The 18,292-nt window shown below is 65.7% G+C and carries 15 protein-coding genes and 1 pseudogene; 7 read left to right on the top strand and 9 right to left on the bottom strand.

The window, feature by feature from the left end; all coding sequences use genetic code 11:
- Positions 1-106 precede the first annotated feature (106 nt).
- Positions 107-886 (top strand): ParA family protein, encoded by a 780-nt coding sequence (locus EJP69_RS20265; RefSeq protein ID WP_240652248.1) that lies wholly within the window; start codon positions 107-109, stop codon positions 884-886.
- Entirely contained in the window at positions 883-1,821 is a 939-nt protein-coding gene (locus EJP69_RS20260) for a ParB/RepB/Spo0J family partition protein (protein WP_126472279.1), read from the top strand. The genes EJP69_RS20265 and EJP69_RS20260 overlap by 4 nt, the downstream gene beginning before the upstream one ends.
- A gap of 3 nt (positions 1,822-1,824) precedes the next feature.
- Here EJP69_RS20260 and EJP69_RS20255 read toward each other — a convergent pair whose 3' ends face one another.
- Positions 1,825-2,802, bottom strand: a complete 978-nt coding sequence (locus EJP69_RS20255) for a GlxA family transcriptional regulator (RefSeq protein ID WP_126472278.1) — start codon at positions 2,800-2,802, stop codon at positions 1,825-1,827.
- A gap of 245 nt (positions 2,803-3,047) precedes the next feature.
- Between EJP69_RS20255 and EJP69_RS20250 the strand changes: the two genes are divergently transcribed.
- Entirely contained in the window at positions 3,048-3,758 is a 711-nt protein-coding gene (locus EJP69_RS20250; protein WP_126472277.1) for an autoinducer binding domain-containing protein, read from the top strand.
- Between the two features lie 41 nt (positions 3,759-3,799).
- On the opposite strand, the gene EJP69_RS20245 is transcribed toward EJP69_RS20250, so the two are convergent.
- Positions 3,800-4,396 carry an acyl-homoserine-lactone synthase gene (locus EJP69_RS20245; RefSeq protein WP_126472276.1) on the bottom strand — a complete coding sequence of 199 codons (597 nt, stop codon included), beginning with the start codon at positions 4,394-4,396 and terminating at the stop codon, positions 3,800-3,802.
- A gap of 482 nt (positions 4,397-4,878) precedes the next feature.
- Here EJP69_RS20245 and EJP69_RS20240 point away from each other — a divergent pair, with 482 nt between their 5' ends.
- Positions 4,879-5,451 (top strand): helix-turn-helix domain-containing protein, encoded by a 573-nt coding sequence (locus EJP69_RS20240; protein ID WP_093208812.1) that lies wholly within the window; start codon positions 4,879-4,881, stop codon positions 5,449-5,451.
- A gap of 70 nt (positions 5,452-5,521) precedes the next feature.
- Here the strand turns inward: EJP69_RS20240 and EJP69_RS20235 are convergent, their stop codons facing one another.
- The 3 genes from EJP69_RS20235 to yjjJ form a co-directional block, all read right to left on the bottom strand.
- Positions 5,522-6,385 (bottom strand): DMT family transporter, encoded by an 864-nt coding sequence (locus EJP69_RS20235; RefSeq protein ID WP_256230360.1) that lies wholly within the window; start codon positions 6,383-6,385, stop codon positions 5,522-5,524.
- The gene (pabB, locus tag EJP69_RS20230) at positions 6,378-8,525 is read right to left on the bottom strand and encodes an aminodeoxychorismate synthase component I (RefSeq protein ID WP_093307892.1); all 2,148 of its coding nucleotides are present in this window, start codon (positions 8,523-8,525) and stop codon (positions 6,378-6,380) included. The genes EJP69_RS20235 and pabB overlap by 8 nt, the downstream gene beginning before the upstream one ends.
- Positions 8,526-8,876: 351 nt before the next feature.
- Positions 8,877-10,262, bottom strand: coding sequence for a type II toxin-antitoxin system HipA family toxin YjjJ (gene yjjJ, locus EJP69_RS20225; RefSeq protein WP_126472275.1), 1,386 nt, complete (start codon positions 10,260-10,262; stop codon positions 8,877-8,879).
- Between the two features lie 550 nt (positions 10,263-10,812).
- Here yjjJ and EJP69_RS20220 point away from each other — a divergent pair.
- Positions 10,813-12,507 (top strand): phage integrase family protein, encoded by a 1,695-nt coding sequence (locus tag EJP69_RS20220; protein ID WP_126472274.1) that lies wholly within the window; start codon positions 10,813-10,815, stop codon positions 12,505-12,507.
- A gap of 303 nt (positions 12,508-12,810) precedes the next feature.
- A complete protein-coding gene (locus tag EJP69_RS20215) occupies positions 12,811-12,999 on the top strand; it encodes a hypothetical protein (RefSeq protein WP_126472273.1) in 189 nt (62 codons plus the stop codon).
- Between the two features lie 98 nt (positions 13,000-13,097).
- On the opposite strand, the gene EJP69_RS20210 is transcribed toward EJP69_RS20215, so the two are convergent.
- The 4 genes and pseudogenes from EJP69_RS20210 to EJP69_RS20200 form a co-directional block, all read right to left on the bottom strand.
- Positions 13,098-15,002 (bottom strand): tetratricopeptide repeat protein, encoded by a 1,905-nt coding sequence (locus EJP69_RS20210; protein WP_126472272.1) that lies wholly within the window; start codon positions 15,000-15,002, stop codon positions 13,098-13,100.
- A gap of 95 nt (positions 15,003-15,097) precedes the next feature.
- Positions 15,098-15,313 (bottom strand): annotated as a pseudogene (locus tag EJP69_RS29905) (DDE-type integrase/transposase/recombinase); the annotation flags it as partial.
- A gap of 398 nt (positions 15,314-15,711) precedes the next feature.
- Positions 15,712-16,854, bottom strand: coding sequence for a sigma-54 interaction domain-containing protein (locus EJP69_RS20205; protein WP_126472271.1), 1,143 nt, complete (start codon positions 16,852-16,854; stop codon positions 15,712-15,714).
- The gene (locus EJP69_RS20200; RefSeq protein ID WP_240652235.1) at positions 16,851-17,978 is read right to left on the bottom strand and encodes an acyl-CoA dehydrogenase family protein; all 1,128 of its coding nucleotides are present in this window, start codon (positions 17,976-17,978) and stop codon (positions 16,851-16,853) included. The genes EJP69_RS20205 and EJP69_RS20200 overlap by 4 nt, the downstream gene beginning before the upstream one ends.
- Before the next feature lie 40 nt (positions 17,979-18,018).
- Between EJP69_RS20200 and EJP69_RS29525 the strand changes: the two genes are divergently transcribed.
- A complete protein-coding gene (locus EJP69_RS29525; RefSeq protein WP_170217165.1) occupies positions 18,019-18,288 on the top strand; it encodes a hypothetical protein in 270 nt (89 codons plus the stop codon).
- Positions 18,289-18,292 lie beyond the last annotated feature (4 nt).

The raw sequence follows: 18,292 nt of genomic DNA, 5'->3' as shown, positions 1-18,292 counted from the left end.
TGTCGACTGTCTCTTTTGTCAGTGGCGGTGCGGCGATTCGCGGCGCTAGATTCGCGCGATTGGCCCCGCGCAGCCAGCGAATCGCGAGGAGCAAGCCTTGGGCAATGTGGTCGTCTTCGGCAATCAGAAAGGCGGTGTCGGCAAATCGACGCTGGCCGTGCTGTACGCATTCTGGCTGTCCGATGTGCATCGCCAATCGGTGTGCGTGATCGATCTCGACACCCAGGCCAACAGCACCAAGTCGCTGCGTCGGTTCGCGACTGGCGTCGAGACGATCGAGCTCTTCGAGCAGGGCGGGACCTCGACGGTGGCAACTGGCGGGCAGTCCATTGCGATGGTGACGGGTGGAAGGCTGCTGGCCGATGTCGAGCTTGCAAAGCCGGAGGAGGTGATTCCCGCATTCCGCAACAACGTGATCCGCCTGGCGCGGGACTTCGACGCGGTCGTGATCGACACGCCGCCGGCACTGGGGCTGCGCATGAGCGCGGCGCTGATGGCGGCGACGGCCGCCGTCTGTCCCATCGAACTGGAGGAGTACAGCATCGACGGTGTCACGGACATGCTCAAGACCATCTTCGGCATCCGGCAGCGCTACAACCCGCGGTTGCGACTGGCCGGGATCGTGCTGAACCGCTTCAACCCGCATTCGCTGCGGCAGAAAGCGGCGATGCAGGAACTGGCCCTGAATTTCCGGGAGTTCGTCGTTCCGGCACGGATCTCGATCCGGTCGGCCATTCCCGAGGCATTGGCCGAGGGGGTGCCGGTATGGCAACTGCCGAAGAGTGCGGCACGCGCGGCGAGCCTCGAAGTGCTGCAGGTGTTCGAGCTGTTGCAGCAACGCATTGCAGATCCGGGCGAGGCGGTACGGGCGGAGACGAAGGGATGATTGCGCACGGTAGCCTGGATCTGAGCGCGCTTTCGCAGTTCAGAGCGACCGACCTGCTGGCGCAGGCGACGGCCGTCCGCGCCGCGGCGGGTGCACCGCAGCAGGCGACGCTGGACAGCATCGAGTTCGACCCCGCACAGCCGCGTCGCGCCGTACGGGAGGCGGGTCTCGCGGAACTGGCCGAGTCGATCCGCCAGCATGGTGTGCTGGAGCCGGTGTCCCTTCGATCCCACCCGGCGCAGGCGAACCGGTACATCGTCAACCGTGGGGAGCGCAGGGTGCGGGCCGCGCGCCGTGCCGGTCTGATCACCATTCCGGCTTTCGTGGACGAACGCATCGACCCGTTTGCACAGGCGGCCGAGAACCTGCACCGCGAGGACATGTCTCCATTCGATCTGTCCACCTTCATCGCACAGCGAGAGAAGGAGGGGCATTCCCGCGCCGAGATCGCACGCAGGCTGGGCAAGTCGCGCTCCTTCATCACGGAGATTGCCAGGCTCGGAGATGCGCCGGAGGAACTGCGGCGGGCGGTGGAGGAGGGAAGGATCGGCGGCGATGTGCGGATGCTCTACCGGTTGGCGGCTGTCGCCCGCGAGCGGCCAAAGGCGGTTCAAGCACTTCTGGCACAAGGCGGGCCGATCAACCGCGCGCACCTGGAAGAGGTGAGCGATAGCCTGCCGCGTTCCGCCCCCGCAGGCTCCCCCGGATCATCGGCCAACAGCAGCAAGGCAACCAAGGTGGTCAGCGGCGGACACACGGTGCTGGTGGTGGAGCACGGTGGGCGGCGTGGAACTCTTCGCATCAAGGCGCAGGAGGGCAATGTCGGTGAGGTTCGCTTCGGTGATGGCAAGCGCGTCCTGCTCCCCTTGGCGGATCTGCGGCCGGTGTGCTGGGCGACCGAGGATAGCGATGCCGGCAGCTTGTCCCGCTGTTGACGGCTACGGGAGGCCGGCGCCGCTCGCCGTTGTGTGAAGACGCCGGTATTCCCTCGGCGTCATCCCCAGGCCGCGCAGAAAGACCCTTCGCATCACCTCCTGGGATCCGTAGCCGCATTGCGCGGCGATGGCCTTGAGCGGGCGCTTGCTGGTCTCGATGAGCCGGCAGGCCGAATCGAGACGGATCTGCTGCACGGCACATCCCGGCGTGAAGCCTGTCGCGCGCACATGGAAGCGCGCAAACGAGCGCGTGGACATGTGGATCTGCCTTGCCAGCCGCTCGACGCCGAGCTCCTCGCGCAGATGCATCGCAATCCACTGGTGCAATCCGGCGAGCCTGGGCTCATCCGAGGGCTGCTCGATCAGCGCGCTGCGATAGCGCCTCACGCCGTAGCGCTCGCTGAGCGGATCCGGCAGGCGCGAGGCCAGCGTGTTCGCGAACGCTTCTCCCCAGTCGGCTTCGATCCACGACAGCGCCAGGTCCAGCCCCTGGCCTGGCTCGATGCTTGGCCAACCCTGCGTGGCCATGTGGTCGGTGAACGGGGATGCGCTCTCTTCGCGCAACTGCAAGTGAGCGCGTGTCGCAGGGATGTCCTGGAGCCGCACAGTGCCTACCGGTGACAACGGGGTCCCGGGCCCCAGGACGGCGCAGCGGACCAGGCTCTCGCGGCTGTTCATGAGCCATTCGTGCAGGTACTGCGCGTCCGCCGCTTCGCCGGCATCCGGCAACACATCCGGCCGGAGGGCGACGACAAGCGTATTCGTACGGCCCGCGAGCTGACGCGGCAAGGCATCCGTGGACAGCGACACGCCGCTGGAGCCAATGACAGGACCGCCTGAGGCAGAAGCCAGGCGCACGTCATAGGCTGCAGGCTGGTCTTCCTGCTCGAGCAAGCTATTGGCCGCCTCGAAGACGCTCAGCATGCCGCTGATGTCGACGAGGGGAAATCCGGGCAGCAGCAGGAGCCATACCTTGTGCATCGCTGGAGGTCATTGGTTTCGTATTGGGATCGGAACCGCAGTTCGAACCATCTTCCTGAACCCATGCTGAATCCCACGGCAACGCGAAGTCCTGGTGCGCGAGATTGGCAGAAATGGTGGTCATTTGCCGTCTCGGGAGCGCGTGGCGCTTCTAGACTGTCCAGCCGTTGCCACAAGGACCTGCTGGAGAGCAGTCATTGCGCCCACGATCAGATCAGGGCGTCGGCGATGTGGGAAGAGCACCTATGAACGACTGGACACAAGAGGTCCTCGGTCGCTTGATCGAGGCAAGCGAGCCGTCCCAGGTCCTCGAGCAGATCAGCGTGGCTGCGCGGCATCTCGGTTTCGAGCAATGCGCCTACGGCTTGCGCACCTTCGTGCCCTTCACCCGGCCCCAGACCCGGATGCTCAGCACCTACGACGCGCGCTGGAGTCACCGCTATCTGGAGGCGGGCTACCTGCAGATCGACCCCACCGTTGCCCATGGCGTGCGCAGCGCAGCACCAGTGATCTGGAGCGATCAGGTGTTCCGCAGGACACCGCAGATGTGGGACGAGGCGCGCTCCTTCGGTCTTCGCATCGGCTGGGCGCAGTCGGTCTTTGAGCCCGATGCGCGCGTTGGCATGCTGTCTCTGTCCAGATCGAGCGAACCGCTCACGGCCGCGGAGATGCGCGCCAAGGATCACTGGCTCCAATGGCTGGTGAACACCGCGCACCGTGCGCTCATGGACCACCTGGGAGAGAGTCCGCTCGCGGGGTCGGAGCCGCTGACAAGCCGGCAGGTCGAGGTGTTGCGCTGGACGGCCGACGGCAAGACGAGTGCGGAGATCGCGGTCATCCTCGGCATGTCGAAGTCGACGGTCAACTACCACCTCCGCAACGCCATCGCCAAGCTGCACGCCAACAACAAGAACTCGGCCGTGGCACTTTCCTCGCGCCTCGGTGTCCTGAACTGAACGGTCGACGGCTTCTTGGCGTGGCCGGTCTGGGCGCCTGTTCATGAGGTCGCATGACCGGAGGAGGTCCGCAGTGGACGCCATGCGCTGTCCACGTCGATGAAGCAGGCGAACAGGTACTGCCCCTCGACCAGCATCGGCGGCGCTATCCGATGCACATAGAGGCCGGCCCGCCGGAGAATGCGCTCGATGCCCATGGGCGAGGCGCTGATCAGCCGCTGCCCGCCTTCCCTGGCGACCACCTGCATCGCCACGCCCAGCATCTCCAGCGCAAGCGGGGACTCGCAGGGGACTTCGCTTCCTCCAAGGTGCGCGCCGTCGACAGCGGCGAAGCGAGACAGCTCCCAGATCTGCGGCGAGCACGGTGCCGGGACATCCCCGAGGAGTTGAGGGAAGACCGTGGCCAGCAGGTAGGGCCGGTGCGTGGGCAGCAGGCGGCTTGTACCCACGATCTCGCCCTTCGGATTGCGGGCGATCAGGTAGATGGTGTCCTTCCGGTCGAACTCGTCCAGCTCGAATCGTGCCCGCGTGTGCAGCCGCCAGCCCAGCTTCTCGACAAAGACGTGATGCCGGTAGCGCGCCATGTCGAACAGCAGTCCTGCGGAGAATGAGTCGACTCGTCCTGCGATGATCTCCATGGCGTTTCCCCTCTGGTCGATGAGGCCCGCATTACAGCCTGATGAAAATCGCGCGGAAACTGACAGAGTTGATAGGGGTGTCGGCAGGCGTCGGGGCTGTTCGGCGTACGCAGGCTTTTTGCACCCGATGCAAGCGGGGTGGACCGAGACCCGCGGCGACCGGGTTCGCCGGCTGCGAAGGCTGTGGACGGAAATGACGCGGTGCGCAACAGTTGATAGAAAGGGCGGCGAGAAGAACACTCGGGCCCCTGTTCTACCAAGCCCTGTCATGCGTTTCTTCCGCTTCCCCCGTGACCGTCGGCAGTGGCGCCCGGGTGTCCGCGTGGTGGGCCTGGTCGTTCCCGTGCATGTGCCGCTGGCACCGGGCGGAACAAGAAGGCGCTGAGTGCATGGGACGCAAGCAGGTCGCATCGCCGTTTCCTTCCGCACGACGGATCAGGCTCCCGGCGTCGCTCACGACGCCGCAGGCACCCGCGGCGCCGGTGCGAAGCCCCTGCGCCTCGCGTATCGGGGCACAAATCAAGGCACTTCGCATCGCGTCCGGCGTGTCAGGCGGGCAGCTCGCACAGCACGCAGGCATTTCGTCCTCCATGCTCTCGCGCGTCGAACGCGGCCTGGTCTCTCCCTCGGTCGAGACGCTCGAGCGCATCGCCGGCGGACTGAACGTGGCTGTTTCGCGTTTTTTTGCCGATGGATTCGACCGCGCCGACTTCTGCCACGTGCCCGCTGGCAAGGGATTGCGCGTCGATTGCGCGGGTGCGATGGCAGGCTACGGCTATGAACTCCTGGGACACCTGCAATCCCGAAAGCTCGCCGTTGAACCCTATCTGATTCACCTGGCACAAGGGGCTGAGCCCGACACGGGGTGCCAGCACGCCGGGCTCAAGTTCCTCTACGTGCTCTCGGGTCGCCTGAGCTATCGCTACGGCGCGAAGGTGGTCGAGGTCGGGCCGGGCGATTCGCTGCTGTTCGAGGCAGGCGCACCGCATGGCATGGACACGATCAGCGAAGCGCCGGTCATCTGCCTGTGCACGGTCTTCTCGTTGCGGGATTGAAGGCGAATCCGCGGGCCTTGTGCCCCGGCCAGCCCATGCGCAGCAGAATCTGCAGCGTCCGCCCGTTCGCTCACGGGCGGCGCGCCGCCCAGATGGTGAACGCTCCCGAGGCGAGGATCAGGACGGCGCCGAGTGCTGCGAGAGGCTGTGGCACATCTCCCCAGATCGCGTACCCCAGCAGCAAGGCCCAGACGATGAAGCTGTAGCGAAAGGGCGTCACGACGGACAGGTCGACGCCGCGGCAGGCGGCGATGAGCGCATAGCTGCCCAGCGTCGCGCAGCTGGCGGCAGCGGCCAGCGCGGCGATTTCACGTTGCGTAGGCACGATCCATTGCTCCGTGAAACCCAGGAGCGCACCGGCCAGACAGACCGCGAGCGTGGTCGCGGCAGCGATGAGCGATGAGGGGACCCCTGCCGGGATGCGACGCGTCACCAGGTCACGGCCGGCCAGCGAGGCAGCGCACAGCAGTGCGCAGACATGGCCGGCAGTCGGGACATCAAGTCGAGTGGCCGGCTGAATCACCAGCAAGACGCCCGCGAAGCCGGCGGCGGCGGCGACGAGCCGGCTGCCTTGCCAGGGCTCCCAGCGCAGCGCCATCGCGGTGACGGCAATCATGAGCGGCGCGGTCATCATGAGCGTGCTGACGGTGGCGAGCGGCACCAGCGACAAGGCGAGCACGGAAGCGAGCGCTGTCGTGATCTCCAGCCCGCAGCGCACCCCGACAAGGGGGCGCAGTGCCGTCCGCCATCGGGCACGTGCTCCCCAGGCTACGACCAGGACGAAGAGAGTGGCGAAGAGGCCGCGCACGGCAAGCACCTGCCCGGGAGGCAGGTGCTGCGCAGCCAGCTTCACGAAGACATCGTTGAACACGTAGCAGCACATCGCCACCAGCATGAGGGCGATCCCCCGGCGGTTGGCATGTGCACTAGCCATCGCTGGAAGAAGGCGGGAGCGGTGTCGGATCTTGCGAGACCGTCGCTTGCGCATCAGCCGCCGTCCCCGGCCGTGGGCCGAGCGGCGCCCCGCAGCGCCGGAGCACATCCCACAGGGCTTGTGCCTTCAGGACGATTTCCTCGACCTCGGCGTCCGGGTCGGACATGGCGACGATGGCCCCTCCGGCGCCGATGGAGATCCGGCCATTGACGGCCACCAGCGTGCGGATCACGATGTTGAGCTGGGCCGCGCCGTTCAGCGACAGGTAGCCGATGCTGCCGGAGTAGATGCCGCGGGCAGCACCCTCGATTTCATCCAGGATCCGCATGGTGCGCACCTTGGGCGCACCGGTCATGGACCCGCCCGGGAAGGCCGCGCGCACGCAGTCCACAGCCCCGAGGCCTGGGCGCAACCGGCCGCGGATCGTGCTGACCAGCTGGTGCACCGTGGCGTAGGTTTCCACCGCGAACAGGCTGGGCACGTGGACGCTGTCGATCTCGCACACCCGGTTGAGGTCGTTGCGCAGGAGGTCGACGATCATGAGGTTCTCCGCGCGCGTCTTCTCGTCGCCGACCATCGCCTCGGCGATCGCCAAGTCTTCGGCGGGTGTGGCGCCGCGTGCCGCGGTACCCTTGATGGGTTTGGATTCCACGTGACGGTCGGCCGAGATGTGCAGGAAGAGCTCTGGCGAGGCACACAGCACGGCGCGACCGCCAGCGCGCAGGTAGGCCGCATAGGGCGCGGGGTTGTGCTTGCGCAGCGCCCTGTAGACCTCCAGCGGATCGATGCGCCCTTCGCCGATCAACTGGTTCGTCAGGCAGACCTCGTAGGTCTCGCCCTGCAGGATCTCATGCTGGCAGCGAAGGATGAGGTCGCGATAGGTGTTCAGGTCCACCCGCCATTGCAGTGAGTGCAGATCGCTGGCCGCATCCGCCGTCGTGTCACGGGCCGGTGTCCGAGCATTGTCGATGCATTCGCGCATGGCCCGCATCCAGCGGGCGTTCTCCTTCCCCAGAACGGCCTCGTCCAGACAGACGATCCACGCCTGCTGTTCGGCATGGTCGAAAGCGAGGAAGCGGTCGGCGAGGATCCATGTCGCATCCGGCGCGTCGGCGTCGTGCATGCGCGCCCCGTCGAGCTCGCGCTTGAGTTCGTAGCCGAAGTAACCCACGAAGCCGCCGGCGAAGTCGAAGGGCAGGTTTGGCCCGTCGGGCTGCCGGCCGGGAATATGGTCGCGCAGGTAATCGAAGATGCTTTCCTCGCGTACCTGACCGGCGTCGCCCCGATGCACCAGCAGTTCGCGTGGCGCCGTGCGGTAGGTCAGCACCAGGGCCCTGGGACCGCTCGCGTCGCCCATGAAGGAAAAGCGCGCGCGCCCGGTTTCAGCGAGGCTGCTGTCGAGCCAGAAAACGCTGTCGCTTGGCGCGAATGCCGCCATGAACACCGCCTCGGGTTCGGCGGTGGTATCGATGCACTCGGCATGAAGCGCGAGCGCCTGCGGCCCTTCGAGCCGAAGGGGCGGCCCGAGGCGATGCCTGGCTTCGCGTCGCGATGCCTGTGCGTGCCATTCCTGGGTCAGTTCCCGGAAATTGCGCAACAGCCTTGCACCGAATTCCGTGCAGATCGATTCCGGGTGGAATTGCACGCCCCACCATGGCCGCGAGAGGTGGCGCAGCGCCATCAGTGTGCCGTCGGATGTCCAGGCCAGGGGTTCCAGGGAGGCGGGCAGTTGTGTGACTGCGAGGGAGTGGTAGCGCACCGCCTCGAAACGGTCCGGGATGCCCTGGAAGAGATCGCGCTGCGCGTGCGAGATGCGGTCCAGGCGTCCATGCATGGGCCGCACAGCCAGGTCGACGTGGGCGCCGCAATGGTGGGCGATGGCCTGGTGGCCAAGGCAGACACCGAGCACAGGCTTGCGGGAGCGCTGCAGCGCATCTGCGGAGATACCCAGATCCGCGGGATGCTGGGGACGCCCAGGCCCCGGCGAGATCACGATATTGTCGAACGGCATGCGCTCGACCTCGTCCCAGCTCATCTCGTCGTTGCGCACGACGACCGGTGGCTCGGCGTTGCAGGCGGCAAGGTACTGGTAGAGGTTGTAGGTGAACGAATCGTGGTTGTCGATCAAGAGGGTGCGCATGGGGACTCCTTGGCGCATGGCTGCACTTGCATCGTTGACGAACCGCTGGAGGGGAGCCACTGCGCAATGTGCCAGTTGCCCCAGGGGTGCCTATGTGCGAAGCACGCTCGAAGCGGAGGCGTTGTCCTCACGGTGCCTGGCCAATGGCCGAGCGGTCGTGGCGTGCGGGAGGAGCAGCGGTAAGGGCGGGTTTGATATCGACATGTGGCCCGCGTTCCTCGACGGCGTGGCCATTCATTTGTGCCTTTTCCAAGATCTCCCCGCCGCTACTTCTTGTCTTCAAGGTCCAAGCAGAACTGATGAAGTCCAGGACCAATCTCGGTCGTGATTGGACGCGCTGGGGTTCAAGCGTCAGATACGGCTGCTTCTTCGAAGTGTCCGGGAGTTCTGAGCGCACATGTCCCGGAATTCGGTGCTGATTCGCTTGTCAGCTTCCGCGCTCTCCCAAAATGCGATTGCGGCACGCGCAGCCCGCTGCCAGGCACCTCGCTCGGAGGGCAGAGGCAACTGCGGGGTATAGGTCCTCGGGGGAAGTTCCACGCCGCGCACAGGAGCGTAGGTCATCGGAAGCATGTCGTAGATCGGAGCCAGCTGTAGTACCGCCCGCTCGGCATCCTGGATGGGCTGGAACGCCAGGTTGCCGTCGTGCATGTCGGTATTGCCGATGAGCTGTCCGAAGTGCCAGACAAGATCGATGCAGCGCAAGTCTTCGTTGGTGACCCAGCCTCTCTGGACCAGAGCCTCGACGCCTTCTGGCCAACGGCGCCCGCCACTGCCGACAAAGGTCGAGTTCAGGGTGCTCCAGGAGACGACAGGAGAGCGGCCGATGGCGCCATGCCTGTCGAACCGATCGACCTCGAGAAATGTTCGGCCCGCAAGGAGGTGGATTCTTGATTGGGGCACTTTGATGCCCGCATGTGTGGTCAATGCGCAGGCCGCAAGGTGCTCGCACACGAGCAGATCCGACCAACGCCGGGTGCCTGGGGAATCATCGGAGCCGGAGAACTTCACGAGAACATGCCGGTCTTCCCCATCCATGCTCCGCATGGCGGTGAACTTCGGAAACTCCCCGCCTGCCGACGAACCGGCCACGCCAAGCTCCAGCATGTCTGCAGCGAGTTGTGGATAGGATTGCCGCAGCTGATCGTCGCTCAATCCATGGGAGCCGAGACCCTCGCTTTGCGCCTGAACCTGCGCAAGCCACGTTCTGGCCGCAGCCTCGCCGACAAGCAGATCGCCTGGAACATCGGTACCGAGCAGGGAGAGCGCATACAGCACGTCATCGTCCGACCAGGTCGTCGGGTCATCGCTCACCTTCAGCAAGGCTGCATGGTGTCGTGCGAAGTTGCGTCCCAGGAAGCCTTGAGGTCGCATGTCCTGCAACATGTACGGCAACCCTTCAAACCATCCCTGCCGCATTTCGTCGTCCAGTGGCCAGCCGAGCCTCTCGGAAAACTCAGCGGCAGTCCCGTCGGGATACAGCAGGTCCAGCATGGCAACCTCGTGCTGGTTGCCATCGCGATCAATTCGGAAGAGCGGGATGGGATTGAGATCCCCTCTGAGCGCGCGGCGGGCCGCGTACTTTGTGCGTCTGGCGTTTCCGCGGATGATGACCTCGGCCCCCGCTGCGCGGATGACTCGGCTCAGGGTAGGGCGGCTCACGTCCATCGCGTCAGCAAGTGCGCCAGCCTGAAGGGGCCCCTTGGCTCGGAGGATCGCAACAGGATCAGCGGCCATGTGAAACGATATATGGAATGATCAAATCTTAAATTTATATTGAGAGAGTAACCATGGCAATCTAATTTGTGAAACGATGTGTGAAACGATTTCATGTCGGGGGCAAATTTGATTGCCCCGGAGACGATTTGAGGCCTTCGGCTCCACCGACTCCGGAGGCGGCAGTCCCGTGGCGACCCGCTCCTGAGTACTCTCCTGCCGAGTGACGTGGGCTTCGATTCACTCCCAATCGTGCCGCCTGCATCGGTCGAAGACTTTGCGGACGTCGGGAAGTCCTTGGATGCAGGGAGCCCGGGATCGCCGCGGGCCAGGCGACTGATGTACTCGTGGCGTGGCCGGTCGAGCAGTTCGCGCGAGGGGCTTTGTCGACGATGTGTCGTTCGCGCATCACCAGCACGCGTCGCACAGCAGGCGCGCCACGCCGAGGTCGCACGAGACAAAAGCGATGGCCTCGGACCTGAATGGAGGCCGCGGAATGTCAAAGCCTTTTCTTCTATAAAGATAACTCTTCTTATCACGATAGTAACTTTTCGAGGCTAAACTGAAGATCATGAAAAGGAGCACGGTGCACGGGGTGGAGTCAGAAAGCGCTGGTTTCCCGACCTTGTCGCAGTTGGCGGCGCTGCGCGGCTGGTACGCCGGTTTACCGGCTCGCGCGGCGGTGGCCCAGTATCTTGGGCAGAGCAGGGCGACTGGACAGTCGTCCCGCGCCATGCTGAGTGGCATCCGGCGTCAGTTGGCGCAGTACGCGCGGCAGCGGCACCGGGACGATCTCGCCTTGTTGATCGCCCATCCCACCGCCGAGCGCGAGGAGCGTGCCCGGGCGGTGAGGGACGCGATCGAAAAGCTGCAGCAATTGCCGATGCCTGCGCCGATGGTGACGGACGCTGTTGACCGCTGGCTGCCGGCGCGCGCCGCGCGTGCTTTGCAGGCCTGCGGGATTCGGACTCTGGCGGATCTGACGGTACGCGTCCCGCGCCGGCGCCGGTGGTGGGCTGCCGTACCCGGGTTGGGCGCGCGCGGTGCGCGCCAGATCGAGGAGTTCTTTGCCGCAGACCCTGTTCTGACCGAGCGGGCGAGGGCGTTGGTGGTCGCGCCGAAAACCGAGATTTCACCGTGGGAACACCTGATCGTGCCGCAGGAGGTCGATGGCTCCCGAGGTACCTTCAGGGCGCCGCAGGCCACTTGTACGCTGTCGGCGAGCAATGACTATGAGGCCGTCCGGGCCTGGCTTTCGCTGCAGGAGTCTGCAGCCACCCAGCGCGCCTACCGAAAGGAGGCAGAGCGGCTCATGCTGTGGGCAATCCTCGAGCGCGGCAGGGCACTGTCATCGCTGACGACAGAGGATGCCATTGCGTACCGCGCATTCTTGCGACGACCCTCGCCGCGGGAACGATGGGTCGGCCCGGCGCGGCCACGTACGTCTGCGGAGTGGCGGCCTTTCCAAGGGGCACTGGCACCGCGCTCGGTGGCCTATGCGTTGTCGGTGATCGGCGCGTTGTACCGGTGGCTGATCGAGCAGCGCTACGCGCTAGCCAATCCATTCGCCGGCGTGAAAGTCAAGGGCGCAGGGCACGGGGGGGCCTTCGACGGATCTCGCGTATTTACAGAGCATGAGTGGAGCCTGATCCGCTCCACGGCCGATGGCATCGAATGGATCGGCGGATGGAGCGAGGAGGGGGCTCAGCGACTGCGCTTTGTGCTGGATTTCTGGTACGCGACCGGCCTTCGGCCCAGCGAAATGGTCGACGCCCGACTGGGCAGCATCGAGCCGGACGCGCAGGGCGATATCTGGTTGAACGTCGTGGGCAAGGGGAGCAAGCGCGGCAAGGTCGCCCTGCCGCTGCTGGCTCGCGGCGCGCTCGATCAGTACTTGGCCCAGCGAGGTTTGCCGGTGACACCTTCTCGCTGGAGCCCGAACACCGCATTGTTGCCAGGCTTGACAGAGGACGAGGCAGGGATCAGTGCATCGCGCCTATGGGCTGTGATGCGCCGCTTCTTTCTCCATGCCGCACAAGCCCTGGAGAGCGTGAATGCGTTCGTAGCGGACAAGCTCAAGCGTGCGACACCGCACTGGATGCGGCACACCCATGCAACCCACGCCCTCGCACGGGGTGTCGAGCTGACCACCGTACGAGACAACTTGCGGCACGCGTCCGTAGCGACCACGTCGGTGTACCTGCATACCGATGAGGTCAAGAGAGCGCGGCAAATTGGAGAAGCCTTTCCGGCTCGGATCTCCTGATCAACGAAAGGATGGTGAGGAGCCGCTCACGTGCGGCGCGCAACCCGAACATGGATCTCGGGAAACTTGTCGTCGTAGAAGGCAAGCCTCGTCTTGGTTGGGCACGAAGGGAGGCCAAGAAACCCCTTCTGCGTCTCGCCGGTTGGCATTCACCGGTATCGCGTGTATCGTGAATTTGCTTGTTGCTTGCGTCAACTATCGATCCTGATGGCACGCCTGTACTGAGTACTGATGTGTGCTATGGATGGAAATACTTTCATCCACGAGGGCCGTTCGGGGCTGTGGACATACACGATCAGTGTGTTGAAGAGCGGCGAAGGCGACTTCTCCGCAGCGGGCGACATGGCCCTTCATGGCGAGCAGCGATGCAAGCTCGTGCTGTGCCAGCCGTGCACTTCCATCGAAGCCGGCATCGACATGCTCAAGTGCCGATGCATCGACTGGATAGAGACGGCGGATACGGAGACGGAACCCGCCGACAGCGTTCTCTGACGCATATCAGGACGTCGTTTCCGACCAGCCAGCCGTGAAGCGTCGCGCTAGGGCCCGCTCACCCTGTTTCAGGAGCAGCGAAGCTTGCCCCAGCGCGCTCAGCCTTCAGCTTCGTCGCTGGAAAGCTCGGCGAGCTTGGCCGCCAGCGCCTCGCGCTCCGGCTCGAACAGCACCGGCAGGTGCCGCCACGAGTCGTAGAGCGTGGCTAGCCAGCAGCAATAGCCGCTGTCGGGCCGGTGGGTTTCCAGGCGCTCGAAGCAGCGGTGGATGTCGAGCGCATGCGCGGGTTCGTCCTGGCCGATCCACGCCAGCGCCTGGATGGCGGCGTTGGTGGCCCAGTCACCCGGGCCGAACAGCACTGACAGCAGCAACTCCCGGCGGCGCGAGCCTTTCCAGCCCTCGTCGACCTGCGCCAGCACCTGCGCGGCCACCAGTTGCACGCGTGGTACCCAGGCCAACGCGGGCGTGCCAGACGGCAGCGCCGGCGGATGCACCATGCAGGCCAGCACGTCGAGCGACCGGTCTTCACCCGAGGCAGGGCCCAGCGCCAGCGCCACATGGCTCGCGGCGGCCCAGTTGGCAGTAGGGCGGTAGGGCGCGCGGGCCAGTTGGGCGATGCGCTCCTGCACGTGTGCCGCCGGTGCAGGCAGAGCCGCCCGGCCGTCGGTGCCGGTGTAGCGCCAGAGCGGGTATGCCACGGGTTCGACAGGTTCGCGCGGATCGGGTCGCGGGATGTTCTCGAACTTCATCTCCAATTCGGCTGGCTGTCCGGCCGCGGCGAATTCGAGCGCGAAGGCCAGTGCGTTCGACGGTGCCTCCAGCGACGACACGGCCATGGAAATGCGGTTGGGCTTCTGCGGCTCCAGCGGGTCCGCGACGGACGGCCGCGGCTTGCTCAGCAGGTTGTCCCGCACCTGTCGCAACACGTTGGCGCTGGCGTCTTCCGGCTCGGACACGGCTGCGAAAGCGTCGACCCAGAGCCGCCGGGCTCGTTCGTTGCCGGCCTTCGCCGCATCGAGCAGGCGGTCGCTCCATGCCTGCTCCTGCGTGAGTTTCCATTGGCAGAGCCAAGCAGAGGGCTGCGCCCAGGCATGGCCGGCCTCGCGGGCGAGCACCTGCTCGTACCAACCCAGCGCGGCCTGCCAGTCTTCGTTCTCGAGCCAGCCGTCGCCCGCTTCGAGGAAGGTGCTCAGGGTGTCGGGGGCGTGCGCAATGGCGCGACGGAACGCTGTCTCGGCTTCGGACATGCGGCGCTGCTGCCGCAGCACGAGGCCGATTGCGGTCGCGACATGCCAGTCGGGCGCGTCGGCCAGCGGGCCCGCCACCTGCAGCGCCTCGTCGAAGCGTCCTGCGCGCCGCAGCAGGCCGATGTGCAGCATCCGCCATGCGGCTTGCATGTCCTCGGGCGGGGTGAGGCGTCCGAGCACCTGCGACCAGCGCTGCATCGTCTGCAGCCTACGCGCGCTGGCCAGCCGCGCCTCGGAGGAGGCCTCGATCAGAGCCTTGGCCAGCCGCAGTTGTGACGTGGACGATATCGATTCGAGCGCGCCTTCGGGCTCGACCCATCCGAGCACCCAGGCGTCGAGGTATTTCGCGTCGGGCGCCGCCTGCATGACTGCGACGATCAACTCCACCGCCTCCTCGAGCCGGCCTTCGTGCTGCAACAGCCAGGCGCGCAGTGCCTCAGTGCTGGCATAGCGTTCTTCCGCCTCGGGCAGCAGCGTGCCGACCGGATCTGCGCCGGCGCGGGCCGCGTACTGCTGCGCCAGCGCGAGCCAGGGCGCATGGGCCGGGTCCAGCTTGAGCAGGTTGGCGAGGTGCTCGGCACCGTGCGCCAGGTTCTCCCCGCCATCGAGTTCGCTCTGAGCGATGAAGAGCTCGAACTCGGCGGTGCCGGTTCGGAATTCGGCCGCAGGCTTCTTGTCGGACTCGTGCGCGGCGTACGGATCGACCTCATCCATTCCGGCGGTTCGATTCCTGAAAAGGCGCTTCCACCATGACATGGCCACTCCTCCCTGTTGTGTCGTGTGCTCCACGCATTGTCCATGCGGCAGAACTGGTGCCGTCCGTGTGAGCAGACTCCGAAGATTTTTACGTGGAAAGTCTCCCCATACTTGATGGATTGCCACAGCCGCTCGATGAACTCGTTGTCGCTCCAGCAGTCATTGCCATCCATTGAGACGCAGATACCGTGGCCAACGAGCAGGCTGGTGAAGGCTACACTCGCAAATTGGCTGCCTTGATCAGTGTTGAAGATCTCGGGTGTGCCCTATCTGGCGATCGCTTCCTCGACCGCGTTGGTACAGAACTCGGTGTCCACCGAAGTCGAGCTTTCCCCCCGGTGACACCTTTGCTGCGCAGCAGATACGCAGCATGCGCACGCCAGCGAATGGCAACTCCAGGTGCAGCTTGTCGATGTGATGCATCAGCGTCAGGTCTGCATCGCTCACCGGCTTGGCCCGTGATACGCGCAGCGGCGGCTGATGCTCACGATTTCAGCCTGCCGTTTGATCGGTAATGTCGACAGGTCCTTCAATATTCGTCTTTGCAGGCCTCGTGTTAGGCGTAGATGCCGAGGCGGACGGCGCGCGTCATGGTTAGAACTAGTTCGTGACGCAGTTGCCCCTAGCGCGTGTGGGCGATGCCCGTCTTCGAGCCTCTATATTTTTTGACAAAGCATAAATTCATATATTCGAAGAAGCATGGGCGCCGCTACTTCAACGCAGAAATCTCCCGGCTCTTGATGAGCCGCGAGCGCAGCACATTGCGGCTGATGCCGAGCAGCTTGGCCGCCTGTACCTGGTTGCGGTGGCAGAACTCGAAGGCCGTGCGCATCACGGTTTCCTCGATCTGCTCGAACAACTGCTCGTTCGGCTCGTTGAAGAGGTCGCGCAGCACGGCCTCCAGCGCCTGTTGCGGCGTGGCGCCGGCCGGAGGCTCGTCTTCGGGTGTGCGCCGCTGGATGTTCAGCGAGGACAGATGTAGATGTTCCGCGCCCAGCACGCCGTGTTGGCAGATCAGCAACGCGTGGTGGATCACGTTCTCCAGCTCGCGGATGTTGCCGGGCCAGCCGTGCGCGCCCAGCTTCTGCTCCGCGCTCGCATCGAGGCGCACCGGGCCGTAGCCCAGCCGCTGGCGGTATTCCTCGATGAAGTGCCGTGCCAGCGGAAGGATGTCGCCGGGCCGCTCGCGCAGCGTCGGCAGCGCGAGGTGCACCACGTGCAGTCGGTAGAACAGGTCTTCGCGGAAGTTGCCCGCGGCCACCGCGTCCTGCAGCCGCACGTTGGTGGCGGCCACCACGCGCACGTCGATGGGCACGCTCTTGCGCGAGCCCAGCCGCACCACCTCGCGCTCCTGCAGCACGCGCAGCAGCTTGACCTGGATCGACAGCGGCAGGTCGCCGATCTCGTCGAGAAAGAGCGTGCCGCCGTTGGCCGCCTCGAACCATCCCGTCTTGGCCGAGAACGCGCCGGTGAAGGCGCCTTTCTCGTGGCCGAAGAGCTCGCTCTCGACCAGGCTCTCGGAGAAGGCGCCGCAGTTCACGGCCACGAAGGGCCGGCTGCTGCGCCGGCTGAGGTCGTGCACGTGCCGTGCGATCAGCTCCTTGCCGGTGCCGGTCTCTCCGATGATGAGCACGTTGGCATCGCTGGGCGCCACCAGGCGGATGCGCTCGAGCAGCGCGGCCGAGCGCGGGTCCTGGAACACCTGGGCGGTGGCGCGGATCGAGGTGGTGAGCTTGCGCGGGTTGGGCAGTGTGAGCAGCGTGGATGGCGCGGGGGCCTCCCAGTCCTCGTCCGGTGCGGTGGACGCATCGGCCGGCGGCAGCACGGCGAGAGGGCGGGTGTAGGCGGTCATGAGTAGAAGGTCGGTACGGGGTATTGCTGCTTGAGGGCCCATTCGCCGAGCTCGCGCAGCTTGTAGGCCACGGGGTCGTGCAGGGACTGGGTGCGCAGGTTGCGCCAGTGGCGGTCGAGCCGCAGGCCGCCGTGCGTGGCACGTGCGCCGGCCACGTCGAACATGCGCGTACAGATCTCCAGCCCCGTGTTCGTTGCCGCGACCTTGGCGGTGGCCACGGCCACCGCGACCTCGCCGCGCTCGGCTTCGGTTAGCGCGGGGCCACGCCGCCATGCCGCATCGAGCCGGTCGGCCGCGCGGTCGGCCAGCACCCGCACGCTCTCCAGGCCGACCCAGAAGTCGCCGTAGTGGCCGAGCACGTAGGGGTCTTCGTGCATCTGCGCAACCTTGGCCGCATGCCAGGGGCGCGACTCGTGCAGCGTGTAGTGCCTCGCGTCGTCGAAGGCACCCTCTGCGATGCCGAGGTAGATGTTGGCCAGCACGAGCTGCGATACCAACGGCCGCAGGCAGGCGAAGGGGGTCGAGAGCGGGCCTGGATCGGACAGCACCTCGTGCTGCTCGACACGCACCTTCTCGAAGGTCACGCTGCCGCTGTCGGTCTGGCGCTGGCCGATGTTGTTCCAGTCGGGTGCGACGAAGATGCCCGAGCGGCCGGTGGGTACCGCCGCGACGATGAAGGCGCCGCTGCCTTCCTCACGCGCCGAGGCGATCAGCATCTCGGAGTCGAGCGCGCCCGAGCAGAAGCTCTTCTGCCCGGTGAATTCGCGCCAGCCCTCGTGCGCGCTCGACACCGTGCGGTCGTCCAGCGGATTGAGCGCATTGCCCCAGAACCATCGTCGGCGCGCGGTCTGCTCGAACCACGGCTGCCATTGCACGGGTCGCGCGAAGAGGCGCACCGTGGCGAGCATCAGGTGATGAAAGCCGAACACGTGCGCGAGCGAACTGTCGGCCTGCGCGAGCAGGCGCACGACATCGAGCGTCTCGCGCCAGTCCGCGCCGCCGCCGCCGAATTCGCGCGGGATGCTGAGCGCGAGCAGGCCGCTCTCGCGCAGGGCATCGCGTTCGGCCTTCGGTGTGCCGCCGCGCTCGTCGCGTTCCACCGCAGTCGCCGCGAAGCGCTGCATGAGGTCGCGGGCAACGTCGCGAGGTGATTCGGAAACGGGAATGGAAAGAACTGAACTCACTGAACTCACACAGGCCCTCGGTGATGTGCAGGCAGCACGGATGCTGCGCCAGCAGCATGTTGGCGGCGACCATGCGCCCGGCCAACGATGCGATCCGTATATCGATCCTTGTTTTGCTTCCATGGCAGCAGCGGAGGCGCGCCGATGCGCCGCGCGCAGCAGATGTGGTGCTCGGCTGCTGCTGGAGCAGCAGAAATTGCGAGCTTCGACGCGTTTCCACAGGCGGAGCGACTGGCACGCTAACTGCTGAATCA

The organism is Variovorax gossypii (assembly GCF_003965815.1).
GTDB lineage: Bacteria > Pseudomonadota > Gammaproteobacteria > Burkholderiales > Burkholderiaceae_C > Variovorax > Variovorax gossypii.
This window is presented reverse-complemented; position numbering and strand designations above follow the sequence as displayed.